Origin of the sequence: Pseudomonas sp. NGC7, assembly GCF_047159675.1 — a bacterium.
GTDB classification, from domain to species: Bacteria; Pseudomonadota; Gammaproteobacteria; order Pseudomonadales; family Pseudomonadaceae; genus Aquipseudomonas; species Aquipseudomonas kermanshahensis.
This window is the reverse complement of sequence record NZ_BAAFZY010000001.1, coordinates 593,748-607,463: the sequence shown is the minus strand read 5'-3', so window position 1 is coordinate 607,463 and position 13,716 is coordinate 593,748. Positions and strand designations below refer to the sequence as shown.

The 13,716-nt window shown below is 57.2% G+C and carries 18 protein-coding genes and 1 pseudogene; all 19 read right to left on the bottom strand.

What is annotated here, in order from left to right; genetic code table 11:
- Nucleotides 1–3 precede the first annotated feature (3 nt).
- The 19 genes and pseudogenes from rplX to rpoC all read right to left on the bottom strand — a co-directional run bounded on the left by rplX (nucleotide 4) and on the right by rpoC (nucleotide 13,703).
- Nucleotides 4–318: a 50S ribosomal protein L24 gene (gene rplX / locus ACMCNM_RS02755; protein WP_003255476.1), complete on the bottom strand. Its 315-nt coding sequence runs from the start codon at nucleotides 316–318 to the stop codon at nucleotides 4–6.
- A gap of 11 nt (nucleotides 319–329) precedes the next feature.
- Nucleotides 330–698: a 50S ribosomal protein L14 gene (gene rplN, locus ACMCNM_RS02750; RefSeq protein WP_002555479.1), complete on the bottom strand. Its 369-nt coding sequence runs from the start codon at nucleotides 696–698 to the stop codon at nucleotides 330–332.
- Nucleotides 699–721: 23 nt separating this feature from the next.
- Nucleotides 722–988 (bottom strand): 30S ribosomal protein S17, encoded by a 267-nt coding sequence (gene rpsQ, locus ACMCNM_RS02745; protein ID WP_003255478.1) that lies wholly within the window; start codon nucleotides 986–988, stop codon nucleotides 722–724.
- Nucleotides 989–990: 2 nt separating this feature from the next.
- The gene (gene rpmC, locus ACMCNM_RS02740) at nucleotides 991–1,182 is read right to left on the bottom strand and encodes a 50S ribosomal protein L29 (protein WP_002555481.1); all 192 of its coding nucleotides are present in this window, start codon (nucleotides 1,180–1,182) and stop codon (nucleotides 991–993) included.
- A complete protein-coding gene (rplP, locus tag ACMCNM_RS02735) occupies nucleotides 1,182–1,595 on the bottom strand; it encodes a 50S ribosomal protein L16 (RefSeq protein ID WP_003255479.1) in 414 nt (137 codons plus the stop codon). The genes rpmC and rplP overlap by 1 nt, the downstream gene beginning before the upstream one ends.
- A gap of 12 nt (nucleotides 1,596–1,607) precedes the next feature.
- Nucleotides 1,608–2,294 (bottom strand): 30S ribosomal protein S3, encoded by a 687-nt coding sequence (gene rpsC, locus ACMCNM_RS02730; RefSeq protein ID WP_003255481.1) that lies wholly within the window; start codon nucleotides 2,292–2,294, stop codon nucleotides 1,608–1,610.
- Nucleotides 2,295–2,307: 13 nt separating this feature from the next.
- Nucleotides 2,308–2,640, bottom strand: coding sequence for a 50S ribosomal protein L22 (gene rplV / locus ACMCNM_RS02725; RefSeq protein ID WP_003103908.1), 333 nt, complete (start codon nucleotides 2,638–2,640; stop codon nucleotides 2,308–2,310).
- 11 nt (nucleotides 2,641–2,651) lie between these two features.
- Nucleotides 2,652–2,927, bottom strand: a complete 276-nt coding sequence (gene rpsS / locus ACMCNM_RS02720) for a 30S ribosomal protein S19 (RefSeq protein WP_003255482.1) — start codon at nucleotides 2,925–2,927, stop codon at nucleotides 2,652–2,654.
- A gap of 16 nt (nucleotides 2,928–2,943) precedes the next feature.
- Nucleotides 2,944–3,768, bottom strand: a complete 825-nt coding sequence (gene rplB, locus ACMCNM_RS02715; RefSeq protein ID WP_027594872.1) for a 50S ribosomal protein L2 — start codon at nucleotides 3,766–3,768, stop codon at nucleotides 2,944–2,946.
- A 14-nt stretch (nucleotides 3,769–3,782) separates the two neighbouring features.
- A complete protein-coding gene (rplW, locus tag ACMCNM_RS02710; protein ID WP_003255484.1) occupies nucleotides 3,783–4,082 on the bottom strand; it encodes a 50S ribosomal protein L23 in 300 nt (99 codons plus the stop codon).
- The gene (gene rplD, locus ACMCNM_RS02705) at nucleotides 4,079–4,681 is read right to left on the bottom strand and encodes a 50S ribosomal protein L4 (protein WP_003255485.1); all 603 of its coding nucleotides are present in this window, start codon (nucleotides 4,679–4,681) and stop codon (nucleotides 4,079–4,081) included. Before rplD ends, rplW begins: the two co-directional genes overlap by 4 nt.
- A gap of 12 nt (nucleotides 4,682–4,693) precedes the next feature.
- A complete protein-coding gene (gene rplC / locus ACMCNM_RS02700) occupies nucleotides 4,694–5,329 on the bottom strand; it encodes a 50S ribosomal protein L3 (RefSeq protein WP_027594871.1) in 636 nt (211 codons plus the stop codon).
- Nucleotides 5,330–5,409: 80 nt separating this feature from the next.
- The gene (gene rpsJ, locus ACMCNM_RS02695) at nucleotides 5,410–5,721 is read right to left on the bottom strand and encodes a 30S ribosomal protein S10 (RefSeq protein WP_003186070.1); all 312 of its coding nucleotides are present in this window, start codon (nucleotides 5,719–5,721) and stop codon (nucleotides 5,410–5,412) included.
- Between the two features lie 141 nt (nucleotides 5,722–5,862).
- Nucleotides 5,863–5,943, bottom strand: a complete 81-nt coding sequence (locus ACMCNM_RS02690; RefSeq protein WP_023835866.1) for an elongation factor Tu — start codon at nucleotides 5,941–5,943, stop codon at nucleotides 5,863–5,865.
- Nucleotides 5,944–5,973: 30 nt separating this feature from the next.
- Nucleotides 5,974–6,141 (bottom strand): annotated as a pseudogene (locus ACMCNM_RS02685) (GTP-binding protein); the annotation flags it as partial.
- Nucleotides 6,142–6,168: 27 nt separating this feature from the next.
- A complete protein-coding gene (gene fusA, locus ACMCNM_RS02680; protein ID WP_027595471.1) occupies nucleotides 6,169–8,313 on the bottom strand; it encodes an elongation factor G in 2,145 nt (714 codons plus the stop codon).
- Between the two features lie 30 nt (nucleotides 8,314–8,343).
- Nucleotides 8,344–8,814: a 30S ribosomal protein S7 gene (gene rpsG, locus ACMCNM_RS02675; RefSeq protein ID WP_008089143.1), complete on the bottom strand. Its 471-nt coding sequence runs from the start codon at nucleotides 8,812–8,814 to the stop codon at nucleotides 8,344–8,346.
- Between the two features lie 106 nt (nucleotides 8,815–8,920).
- The gene (gene rpsL / locus ACMCNM_RS02670) at nucleotides 8,921–9,292 is read right to left on the bottom strand and encodes a 30S ribosomal protein S12 (protein WP_003255492.1); all 372 of its coding nucleotides are present in this window, start codon (nucleotides 9,290–9,292) and stop codon (nucleotides 8,921–8,923) included.
- A gap of 211 nt (nucleotides 9,293–9,503) precedes the next feature.
- A complete protein-coding gene (rpoC, locus tag ACMCNM_RS02665; protein ID WP_186682785.1) occupies nucleotides 9,504–13,703 on the bottom strand; it encodes a DNA-directed RNA polymerase subunit beta' in 4,200 nt (1,399 codons plus the stop codon).
- Nucleotides 13,704–13,716: the final 13 nt, after the last annotated feature.

Genomic DNA, 13,716 nt, shown 5'->3' with positions numbered 1-13,716 from the left:
TGTTCAAGCATCAACCGCTTTTTGGGTCGACTTGAAGACACGAATTTTCTTACCGTCTTCTACTTTGAAACCAACGCGGTCAGCCTTGTTGGTTTCGCCGTTGAAGATGGCAACGTTGGAAGCGTGCAGAGGCGCTTCTTTCTCGACGATACCGCCCTGAACGCCCGCCATCGGGTTAGGCTTGGTATGACGCTTGACCAGGTTCACGCCACCGATGACCAGACGGTCATCAGCGAGAACCTTCAGCACCTTACCGCGCTTACCTTTGTCTTTGCCGGCGATCACGATGATCTCGTCGTCACGACGAATCTTTTGCATGTCGGATCTCCTTACAGCACTTCAGGGGCGAGCGAGACGATCTTCATGAACTTCTCAGTACGAAGTTCACGGGTCACTGGCCCGAAGATGCGAGTGCCGATCGGCTCTTGCTTGTTGTTCAGCAGAACAGCAGCGTTGCCGTCGAAACGAATGATGGAACCGTCAGCGCGACGTACACCGTGACGGGTACGGACGACAACAGCGGTCATCACTTGGCCTTTTTTGACCTTACCGCGCGGAATTGCTTCCTTGACGGTTACTTTGATGATGTCACCGATGCCGGCGTAACGGCGGTGCGAACCGCCGAGTACCTTGATGCACATGACGCGACGAGCGCCGCTGTTATCGGCCACATCGAGCATGGATTGAGTCTGAATCATAAAATTTCTCCGACCCCTAGCCCTTAGACTTCAACAGCGCGTTCGAGGACTTCAACCAGTGCCCAGGACTTGGTCTTGGCCAGCGGACGGGTTTCACGGATGGAAACCTTGTCGCCGATCTTGCACTGGTTGGCTTCGTCGTGCGCGTGCAGCTTAGTCGAACGCTTAACGTATTTACCGTAGATCGGGTGCTTTACGCGACGCTCGATCAGAACGGTGATGGTCTTGTCCATTTTGTCGCTGACGACACGGCCAGTCAGCGTACGGACGGTTTTTTCAGCTTCAGCCATGATCACTTACCTGCCTGCTGGTTGAGCACAGTTTTCACGCGAGCGATGTCACGCTTAACTTGCGAGAGCAGGTGCGACTGCCCCAACTGGCCAGTTGCTTTCTGCATACGCAGATTGAACTGGTCGCGCAGCAAGCCGAGCAGTTGCTCGTTCAGCTGCTGTGCCGATTTTTCACGAAGTTCATTCGCTTTCATCACATCACCGTCCGCTTAACAAAGGAGGTGGCGAGAGGCAGCTTTGCAGCAGCCAGGGCGAAAGCTTCGCGCGCCAGCTCTTCAGAAACACCCTCGATCTCGTACAGGACTTTGCCTGGCTGGATCTGGGCAACCCAGTATTCCACGGAACCCTTACCTTTACCCATACGAACCTCGAGAGGCTTCTTGGAGATCGGCTTGTCCGGGAAGACACGGATCCAGATCTTACCGCCACGTTTCACGTGACGAGTCAGAGCACGACGTGCCGACTCGATCTGGCGAGCGGTGAGGCGACCGCGAGCAACAGCTTTCAGGGCGAATTCGCCGAAGCTGACTTTGCTACCGCGCAGTGCCAGACCACGGTTGTGGCCAGTCATCTGCTTGCGGAATTTTGTACGCTTTGGTTGCAACATTTGGCGTACCCCTTACTTAGCAGCTTTTTTACGAGGCGCTGGTGCTTGTGGTTTCAGTTCTTCTTGGCGACCACCAATAACTTCGCCTTTGAAGATCCAAACCTTCACACCGATCACACCGTAAGTGGTGTGAGCTTCGTAGGTGTTGTAGTCGATATCGGCACGCAGGGTGTGCAGAGGCACACGACCTTCGCGATACCACTCGGTACGAGCAATCTCGGCGCCGCCGAGACGACCGCTCACCTGGATCTTGATGCCCTTGGCACCAATACGCATGGCGTTCTGTACGGCGCGCTTCATGGCGCGACGGAACATTACGCGGCGTTCCAGCTGCTGAGCTACGCTCTGCGCAACCAGCATAGCGTCGAGTTCCGGCTTGCGGATCTCTTCGATGTTGATGTGCACAGGCACACCCATCTGCTTGGTCAGGTCCTGACGCAGCTTCTCGACATCCTCACCTTTCTTACCGATAACGATACCGGGACGAGCGGTGTGGATGGTGATGCGTGCAGTTTGAGCCGGACGATGAATATCGATACGGCTTACGGACGCGCTTTTTAGTTTGTCTTGGAGGTACTCACGTGTTTTCAGATCCTTCAACAGGTAATCTGCGTAAGTAGCACCGTCTGCGTACCAGACGGAGGTGTGCTCCTTGACGATTCCCAGGCGAATGCCAGTGGGATGTACTTTCTGACCCATCTGATCGACTCCGTTACTTGTCCGCAACCTTGACAGTGATATGGCAAGACCGCTTGACGATGCGATCAGCACGGCCTTTGGCACGTGGCATGATGCGCTTCAGCGAACGCCCTTCGTTGACGAAGACGGTGGAGACCTTCAGGTCATCAACGTCTGCGCCTTCGTTGTGTTCGGCGTTGGCAACGGCCGACTCGAGGACTTTCTTCATGATTTCAGCGGCTTTTTTGCTGCTGAAGGCCAACAGGTTGAGCGCTTCGCCCACCTTCTTCCCGCGGATCTGGTCGGCGACCAAGCGGGCTTTCTGGGCGGAGATGCGAGCGCCCGACAACTTAGCGGCTACTTCCATTTCCTTACCCCTTAACGCTTGGCTTTCTTGTCAGCCACGTGCCCGCGATAAGTGCGGGTACCGGCGAACTCGCCCAGTTTGTGGCCGACCATGTCTTCGTTCACGAGAACTGGGACATGCTGGCGACCGTTGTGAACCGCGATGGTCAGACCGACCATTTGTGGCAGGATCATCGAGCGACGCGACCAGGTTTTAACTGGCTTGCGATCGTTCTTCTCCACCGCCACTTCGACCTTCTTCAACAGGTGAAGATCGATAAAAGGACCTTTTTTCAGAGAACGTGGCACTGTCGTATCCCTCTAGTTACTTGCGACGACGGACGATCATGTTGTCGGTACGCTTATTACCACGGGTTTTAGCACCCTTGGTTGGGAAGCCCCATGGCGATACCGGATGACGACCACCGGAGGTACGACCTTCACCACCACCATGCGGGTGGTCAACCGGGTTCATGGCAACGCCACGAACGGTTGGGCGAACGCCGCGCCAGCGTTTGGCACCTGCTTTACCCAGCGAACGCAGGCTGTGCTCGGAGTTCGAGACTTCGCCCAGGGTCGCACGGCACTCAGCCAGTACTTTACGCATTTCACCAGAGCGCAGACGCAGGGTCACGTAGACACCTTCGCGAGCGATCAGCTGAGCCGAAGCACCAGCGGAACGAGCGATCTGTGCACCTTTACCCGGCTTCAGTTCGATGCCGTGAATGGTGCTACCTACTGGGATGTTACGCAGCTGCAGGGAGTTACCGGCCTTGATTGGGGCCAGGGAACCTGCGATCAGCTGATCGCCAGCGCTCACGCCTTTAGGGGCGATGATGTAGCGACGCTCACCGTCTGCATAGCACAGCAGGGCGATGTGAGCAGTACGGTTTGGATCGTATTCGATACGCTCGACAGTGGCTGGAATGCCATCTTTGTCGTTGCGACGGAAGTCGACCAGACGGTAATGCTGCTTATGACCACCACCAACGTGACGAGTGGTAATGCGGCCATTGTTGTTACGACCACCAGACTTCGATTTCTTCTCGAGCAGCGGTGCGTGAGGAGCGCCCTTGTGGAGCTCCTTGTTGACCACCTTGACCACGAAACGGCGGCCAGGGGAAGTCGGTTTGCATTTAACGATTGCCATGATGCACCCCTTCCTTACTCAGCACTGCTGCTGAAATCGAGATCTTGGCCTGGCTGAAGGGAGACAATTGCCTTCTTCCAGTCATTACGCTTGCCCAGACCACGTGCGGTACGCTTGGTTTTACCCAGAACGTTAACGGTCGACACGTTTTCAACTTTTACGTTGAACAGGCCTTCGACAGCTTTCTTGATTTCCAGCTTGGTTGCGTCAGTAGCAACCTTGAATACGAACTGGCCTTTTTTCTCAGCCAGAACGGTAGCCTTCTCGGAAACGTGCGGGCCAAGGAGGACTTTGAATACGCGTTCCTGGTTCATCCCAGCAGCTCCTCGAATTTCTTCACGGCCGAGACAGTGATCAACACTTTCTCGTATGCGATCAGACTGACCGGGTCGGAACCTTGCACGTCACGTACATCGACGTGTGGCAGGTTGCGAGCAGCCAGGTACAGGTTCTGATCAACAGCGTCCGAAACGATCAGAACGTCGCTCAGACCCATGCCGTTCAGCTTGTTCAGCAGATCTTTGGTTTTCGGTGCTTCAACAGCGAAGTCCTGAACCACGACCAGACGGTCGCTACGCACCAGCTCAGCGAGGATGGAGCGCAGAGCTGCGCGATACATCTTCTTGTTGAGCTTTTGCGAGTGATCTTGAGGGCGAGCTGCGAAGGTAACACCACCGCCACGCCAGATCGGACCACGAGTGGTACCAGCACGAGCACGGCCAGTACCCTTCTGACGCCATGGGCGCTTACCGCCACCAGCCACGTCGGAACGGGTCTTTTGCTGCTTGGTGCCCTGACGGCCGCCGGCCATGTAGGCCACGACTGCTTGGTGAACCAGCGTCTCGTTGAATTCGCCACCGAAAGTCAGTTCGGAAACTTCGATCGCCTGAGCGTCATTTACATTAAGTTGCATGTCAGTTTCCCCTTAACCGCGAGCCTTGACAGCCGGACGTACAACCACGTCGCCGCCAGTAGCGCCAGGTACGGCACCCTTGATCAGCAGCAGGTTGCGTTCAGCGTCTACGCGTACTACTTCCAGGGACTGAACAGTCACGCGCTCGGCGCCCATGTGACCGGACATTTTCTTGCCCTTGAACACACGACCAGGAGTCTGGCACTGGCCGATGGAGCCTGGGACGCGGTGCGACACGGAGTTACCGTGGGTGTTGTCCTGACCACGGAAGTTCCAGCGCTTGATGGTACCGGCGAAGCCTTTACCTTTGGACTGACCAGTAACGTCTACCAGCTGGCCTGCAGTGAAGAGTTCAGCTTTGATCGAGTCGCCAGCCTGGAACTCGCCTTCTTCAAGGCGGAACTCCCAGACACCGCGACCAGCGGCAACGTTCGCTTTAGCGAAGTGACCTGCTTGAGCAGCAGTCACACGCGAAGCACGACGCTCGCCGACAGTGACTTGCACTGCACGGTAGCCATCGGTTTCTTCAGTCTTGAACTGGGTGACGCGATTCGGCTCGATCTCAATGACCGTGACCGGAATGGAGACACCTTCTTCGGTGAAAACGCGGGTCATACCGCATTTACGACCGACTACACCAATAGTCATGTTGTAACCTCATGAGTGTACGGGGCTTTCACCCGCTATGGCCGCCCATTTCAGAGCGTTACACGGACAAGACCGAAGTCTTAGCCGAGGCTGATCTGCACTTCCACACCTGCCGCGAGATCAAGCTTCATCAGCGCGTCAACGGTTTTATCCGTTGGCTGGACGATGTCCAGAACACGCTTATGAGTGCGAATCTCGTACTGGTCACGCGCGTCTTTGTTGACGTGCGGGGAGACCAGAACGGTGAAACGCTCTTTGCGGGTAGGCAGTGGAATTGGACCACGCACTTGTGCACCAGTACGTTTCGCGGTTTCCACGATTTCCTGGGTGGATTGGTCGATCAGGCGATGGTCGAAAGCCTTCAACCTGATACGGATTTGCTGATTTTGCATTGGATTTCAGACTCCAGGCTGTTCCCAACGGACGCACTACGCCCGCTAAAAGGAGGCGTGATTCTATAGACGCCCCAATTTAGTGTCAACCCAATAAAAAAAACCCCCGCTGAGCGGGGGTTTTTTCAATCGGTCGAGTGATTACTCGATGATTTTGGCTACGACGCCGGCGCCGACGGTACGACCGCCTTCACGGATAGCGAAGCGCAGACCGTCTTCCATTGCGATGGTCTTGATCAGAGTGACAGTCATTTCTTCCGGAGCCGAGTCGATCTTGTCGAACTCAACGACTGCCGAACCGAAAACTTCGGAGCAGACGCGAGTCAGAGCTGCGGTCAGAGTGGTCTTACCGTGGTCAACGTGGCCGATGGTGCCGACGTTAACGTGGGGAAGGGAACGATCAAATTTTTCTTTAGCCACGACAGTGAACCTCTTGCCTAAAGGGGATTAGCCTTGTTTTTTAACGAGTGCTTCGACGATGTTCGACGGAGCTTCGGCGTATTTGGAGAATTCCATGGAGTAGCTTGCGCGACCCTGAGACATGGAACGAACGTCGGTCGCATAACCGAACATTTCTCCGAGCGGTACCTCAGCAGTGATTACCTTGCCGGACACCGAGTCTTCATTACCCTGGATCATCCCGCGACGACGGCTCAGGTCACCCATCACGTCACCCAGGTAGTCTTCCGGGGTTACAACTTCGACCTTCATGATCGGCTCAAGCACCACGCCACCGCCCTTCTGGGCCAGTTGCTTGGTCGCCATCGAAGCAGCGATTTTGAACGCCATTTCGTTGGAGTCGACGTCGTGGTACGAACCGTCGAATACCGTGGCCTTCAGGCCGAGCAGCGGATAGCCGGCAACAACGCCGTTTTTCATCTGCTCTTCGATACCCTTCTGGATCGGGGCGATGAATTCCTTAGGAATCACACCACCAACGACTTCGTTGGTGAAGACCAGACCTTCGGTGATGTTGCCCTTCTCGTCGACGTCCGGCTCCGAGAAACGGATCCAGCAGTGACCGAACTGACCACGACCGCCCGACTGACGAACGAACTTGCCTTCGATCTCGACGTTGGACTTGGTGATCTTCTCGCGGTACGAAACCTGAGGCTTACCGATGTTGGCTTCGACGTTGAACTCGCGCTTCATGCGGTCAACGAGGATGTCCAGGTGCAGCTCACCCATGCCCGAGATGATGGTCTGACCAGTCTCTTCGTCGGTCTTGACGCGGAACGACGGGTCTTCCTGGGCCAGTTTGCCCAGAGCGATACCCATCTTCTCCTGGTCAGCCTTGGTTTTCGGCTCTACGGAGAGCGAGATAACCGGCTCAGGGAAGTCCATACGCTCAAGGATGATTGGCTTGTCGGCGTTGCACAGGGTTTCGCCTGTGGTCACGTCCTTCATGCCGATCAGGGCCGCGATGTCGCCAGCGCGCACTTCCTTGATCTCTTCACGCTGGTTGGCGTGCATCTGCACCATACGACCAACGCGCTCTTTCTTGCCCTTGACCGAGTTGATGACGGAGTCACCGGAGGTCAGAACACCCGAGTAGACGCGAACGAAGGTCAGAGTACCCACGAACGGGTCAGTCGCGATCTTGAACGCCAGAGCCGAGAACGGCTCGTCGTCGTCAGCGTGACGCTCGTCTTTACGAACAGCCGGATCGTCTTTGTCCAGATCCTTGTCGTCCGGGTTGATACCCTGGATTGCAGGAATCTCGGTCGGAGCAGGCAGGTAGTCGATGACGGCGTCGAGAACCAGGGGAACGCCCTTGTTCTTGAACGACGAACCGCAGACGGCCGGTACGATTTCGCTGGCCAGGGTGCGCGCGCGCAGACCGGCTTTGATCTCTTCGACGGTCAGCTCTTCGCCTTCCAGGTACTTGTTCATCAGCTCTTCGCTGGCCTCGGCAGCCGCCTCAACCATGTTGGAGCGCCACTCTTCAGCCAGCTCCAGCATATCGGCAGGAATTTCTTCCTCGCGATAGGTGGTGCCTTTGTCGTCGTCGTTCCAGTAGATAGCCTTCATCTTGATCAGGTCGACCTGACCCTGGAAGTTATCTTCCGAACCGATGGCCAGCTGAACAGGAACCGGGGTGTGACCCAGACGGTTCTTGATCTGACCTACGACGCGCAGGAAGTTTGCACCGGCACGGTCCATCTTGTTCACGTAAACAACACGTGGAACGCCGTATTTGTTGGCCTGACGCCATACGGTTTCGGACTGAGGTTCAACGCCGGAGGTACCGCAGAACACAACGACCGCGCCGTCGAGTACGCGCAGCGAACGCTCTACTTCAATGGTGAAGTCAACGTGGCCAGGGGTATCGATGACGTTTACGCGGTAGTTGTCGTACTGACCAACGGAGCCTTTCCAGAAGGTAGTTACGGCAGCGGAGGTAATGGTAATACCCCGCTCCTGCTCCTGAACCATCCAGTCGGTGGTCGCGGCGCCGTCGTGCACCTCGCCCATCTTGTGGCTCAGGCCTGTGTAGAACAGGATCCGCTCGGTAGTGGTGGTCTTGCCCGCGTCAACGTGGGCACAGATACCAATGTTACGGTAGCGGTTAATTGCTGTAGTACGAGCCATAAAGCCCTCGCAAAATGATTGATGCTTGAATTAGAAGCGGTAGTGCGAGAACGCTTTGTTGGCTTCAGCCATACGGTGAACGTCTTCACGCTTCTTGACTGCAGCACCCTTGCCTTCAGCAGCATCCAGCAGCTCGCCAGCCAGGCGCAGAGCCATCGACTTCTCGCCGCGCTTGCGGGCGTAGTCTACGAGCCAGCGCATTGCCAGAGCATTACGACGGGATGGACGAACTTCAACCGGAACCTGGTAAGTGGCACCGCCGACACGACGGGACTTTACTTCGACCAGCGGAGCGATGGCGTCGAGAGCTTTCTCGAAGATTTCCAGGGGGTCGCTGTTCTTGCGCTCTTTGACCTTGTCCAGTGCACCGTAAACGATGCGCTCGGCCACGGCCTTCTTGCCGCTTTCCATCACGTGGTTCATGAACTTGGCGAGGATTTGGGATCCGTACTTAGGATCGTCCAGAATCTCACGTTTTGCTGCTACACGACGTCTTGGCATGATAAGCCCTCAAACGGTCTTCAGGTTAGCCCGGGACGTGGGTCTTCGACCCCTGCCCGACCTTACTCTTATCGACTCAAAAAAATGGATGGGTGCAAACGACCGATTACTTCGGACGCTTGGTACCGTACTTCGAACGACCCTGGTTACGGCCTTTAACGCCCGAAGTATCCAGAGAGCCGCGAACGGTGTGGTAACGAACACCTGGCAAGTCTTTTACACGGCCGCCACGGATCAGGACGACGCTGTGCTCTTGCAGGTTGTGGCCTTCACCGCCGATGTACGAGGAAACCTCGAAACCGTTGGTCAGACGCACACGGCAAACTTTACGCAGTGCCGAGTTAGGTTTTTTCGGCGTGGTGGTGTACACGCGGGTGCACACGCCACGACGTTGCGGGCAGTTCTGCAGCGCAGGAACGTCGGACTTCTCGACCGAACGCTTACGCGGCTGACGTACCAGCTGGTTGATAGTTGCCATCTACTAGCTCCACTGATTGTCTTGCGACTCTATTGTCTTGCAAGAAAGCCAAAAATTGGCGAGACGGAGCCTCACCAAATTTAAGGGTACAAAAGTCTACGGAGGATCTTGCACCCAGTCAAGACGAGGCCCCGGCCCTCCCCGCCCGGTCATCGGCAACAATTCATGTCGACGATGGCCGTTCGGGGCTTGCCGGGGCCCTGCCCTGTACTTAGTTACCGCTGGAATTCAGCGCTTCGGTCAGTGCGGCTTCCACCTCACTGGCGCTCACACGCAGCGGTTTGTCGGCATCACGGCGGCGCTTGCGCTCGCTGTGGTAAGCCAGACCAGTACCGGCCGGGATCAGACGACCCACGACCACGTTCTCTTTCAGGCCGCGCAGGTAATCGCGCTTGCCGGTGACAGCCGCTTCGGTCAGTACGCGGGTGGTTTCCTGGAAGGAAGCCGCGGAGATGAACGATTCGGTCGACAGCGACGCCTTGGTGATACCCAGCAGCACACGCGAGAACTTCGAGATGAACTTGTCTTCGCTGGCGAGACGCTCGTTCTCGACCAGTACGTGAGTCAGTTCCATCTGGTCGCCCTTGATGAAGCTGGAATCACCCGACTCGGCGATCTCGACCTTACGCAGCATCTGACGCAGGATGGTCTCGATGTGCTTGTCGTTGATCTTAACGCCTTGCAGGCGGTAAACGTCCTGGATCTCGTTGACGATGTACTTGGCCAGCGCGCTCACACCCAGCAGACGCAGGATGTCGTGCGGATCGCTCGGGCCGTCGGAGATAACTTCGCCGCGGTTTACCTGTTCGCCTTCGAAGACGTTCAGGTGGCGCCACTTCGGAATCAGCTCTTCGTACGGATCGCTACCGTCGGTCGGCGTAATGACCAGACGGCGCTTGCCTTTGGTCTCTTTACCGAACGCGATGGTGCCGCTGACTTCAGCCAGAATCGAGGCTTCTTTCGGACGGCGCGCTTCGAACAAGTCAGCAACGCGCGGCAGACCACCGGTGATGTCACGGGTCTTCGACGTTTCTTGCGGGATACGCGCGATAACGTCACCAACACCGATCTGTGCACCGTCAGCCACACCGACAAGGGCGTTGGCCGGCAGGAAGTACTGAGCCGGTACGTCGGTACCTGGCAGGTACAGGTCCTTGCCGTTGGCATCGACCATCTTGATTGCCGGACGGATTTCCTTGCCTGCGGCAGGGCGATCCTTGACGTCCAGAACTTCGATGTTGGTCAAACCAGTCAGTTCGTCGGTCTGACGCTTGATGGTGATGTTTTCTTCCATGCCCACGAAGGTCACGGTACCTTTCAGCTCGGTAACGATCGGGTGGGTGTGCGGGTCCCACTTGGCGACGATGGCGCCAGCTTCGACCTTGTCACCTTCCTTGACCGAAATGACCGCACCGTAAGGCAGCTTGTAACGCTCACGCTCACGACCGAATTCGTCGGCAATGGCCAGCTCGCCGGAACGCGATACGGCAACCAGGTTGCCATCGGCGCGCACGACCTGCTTCAGGTTGTGCAGACGAACCATACCGCCGTTCTTCACCTGGACGCTGTCGGCAGCCGAGGTCCGGCTTGCAGCACCACCGATGTGGAACGTACGCATGGTCAGCTGGGTACCCGGCTCACCGATCGACTGAGCAGCGATAACGCCGACAGCTTCACCGATGTTCACCTGGTGACCACGAGCCAGGTCACGACCGTAGCACTTGGCGCAGATACCGTAGCGGGTTTCGCAGTTGATCGGCGAACGCACGATAACTTCGTCGATGCTGTTCAGCTCGATGAACTCGACCCACTGCTCGTCAACCAGGGTACCGGCCGGGACGATGACGTCCTCGGTGCCTGGCTTGAACACGTCACGGGCAATGACACGACCCAGTACGCGCTCACCCAGCGGCTCGACAACGTCACCGCCTTCGATGTGCGGAGTCATCAGCAAGCCGTGGTCGGTGCCACAGTCGATCTCGGTCACGACCAGATCTTGCGCCACGTCTACCAGACGACGCGTCAGGTAACCGGAGTTCGCAGTTTTCAGTGCGGTATCCGCCAGACCCTTACGAGCACCGTGAGTCGAGATGAAGTACTGGAGTACGCTCAGACCTTCCCGGAAGTTCGCGGTGATCGGCGTCTCGATGATCGAGCCGTCCGGCTTGGCCATCAGACCACGCATACCGGCCAGCTGACGGATCTGTGCTGCGGAACCCCGCGCACCCGAGTCAGCCATCATGTACATCGAGTTGAAGGACTCTTGCTCGACTTCCTTGCCCTCGCGGTCGATGACCTTCTCTTTCGAGAGGTTGGCCATCATCGCCTTGGACACTTCGTCGTTCGCCTTCGACCACAAGTCGATGACCTTGTTGTACTTCTCGCCCTGGGTTACCAGGCCGGAGGCGTACTGGCTCTCGATTTCCTTCACTTCGTCGGTAGCAGTACCGATGATGCGGGCTTTTTCGTCCGGGATAACGAAGTCGTTAACACCGATCGAAACGCCGGAAATGGTCGAGTAGGCAAAACCGGTGTACATCAGCTGGTCAGCGAAGATGACGGTCTCTTTCAGACCAACCACGCGGTAGCACTGGTTGATCAGCTTGGAGATCGCTTTCTTCTTCATCGGCTGGTTGACCACGTCGTACGGCAGACCTGCCGGTACAACCTGGAACAACAGCGCACGGCCGACGGTGGTGTCGACGATGCGGGTGTTCTTGGTGATGGAGCCATCACGGTCATTCACGGTCTCGTTGATACGGACCTTGATTTTCGCGTGCAGGGCAGCTTCGCCGGCGCGGAATACGCGGTCGACTTCTTGCAGGTCCGCGAATACGCGACCTTCGCCCTTGGCGTTGATGGCTTCACGGGTCATGTAGTACAGACCCAGTACAACGTCCTGCGACGGAACGATGATTGGCTCACCGTTGGCTGGCGACAGAATGTTGTTGGTCGACATCATCAGCGCGCGCGCTTCGAGCTGGGCTTCCAGCGTCAGCGGCACGTGAACGGCCATCTGGTCACCGTCGAAGTCGGCGTTGTACGCCGCACAGACCAACGGGTGCAGCTGGATCGCCTTACCTTCGATGAGCACAGGCTCGAACGCCTGGATACCCAGACGGTGAAGGGTCGGTGCACGGTTGAGCAGTACGGGGTGTTCGCGGATGACCTCGGCGAGAACGTCCCACACCTCTGGCAGCTCGCGCTCGACCATCTTCTTGGCAGCCTTGATGGTGGTCGCCAGACCACGCATTTCCAGCTTGCCGAAAATGAACGGCTTGAACAGCTCGAGGGCCATTTTCTTCGGCAGACCGCACTGGTGCAGACGCAGGGTCGGACCTACGGTAATTACCGAACGACCGGAGTAGTCCACGCGCTTACCGAGCAAGTTCTGACGGAAACGACCTTGCTTACCTTTGATCATGTCAGCCAGGGACTTCAGCGGACGCTTGTTCGAGCCAGTGATGGCGCGACCGCGACGGCCGTTGTCCAGCAGGGCGTCGACCGCTTCCTGCAGCATGCGCTTTTCGTTGCGCACGATGATGTCCGGCGCCGACAGATCGAGCAGGCGCTTCAGACGGTTGTTACGGTTGATCACCCGACGATACAGGTCGTTCAGGTCGGAGGTCGCGAAGCGGCCGCCATCCAGCGGTACCAGCGGACGCAGGTCCGGCGGCAGTACTGGCAGGACGGTCAAGACCATCCACTCAGGCAGGTTGCCCGAGCCTTGGAAAGCTTCCATCAGCTTCAGGCGCTTGGACAGCTTCTTGATCTTGGTTTCCGAGTTGGTCTGCGGAATCTCTTCGCGCAGGCGGCCGATCTCGTGCTCCAGGTCGATAGCGTGCAGCAGCTCGCGGACAGCCTCGGCACCCATGCGGGCGTCGAAGTCGTCACCGAACTCTTCCAGCGCTTCGAAGTACTGCTCGTCGTTCAGCAGCTGGCCTTTTTCAAGGGTGGTCATGCCTGGGTCGATAACGACGTAGCTCTCGAAGTAGAGAACGCGCTCGATATCACGCAGGGTCATGTCCATCAGCAGGCCGATACGGGACGGCAGCGACTTCAGGAACCAGATGTGGGCAACCGGCGAGGCCAGCTCGATGTGCGCCATGCGCTCACGACGAACCTTGGCCAGGGCAACTTCAACGCCGCACTTCTCGCAGATCACACCGCGGTGCTTGAGGCGCTTGTACTTGCCGCACAGGCACTCGTAGTCCTTGACTGGGCCAAAGATCTTGGCGCAGAACAGGCCGTCACGCTCGGGTTTGAACGTACGGTAGTTGATGGTTTCCGGCTTCTTAACTTCACCGAACGACCACGAACGGATCATTTCAGGCGACGCCAGACCGATGCGGATGGCGTCGAACTCTTCGACTTGACCCTGGTTTTTCAGCAAATTCAGTAGGTCTTTCAAGGCCTTTCCTCCT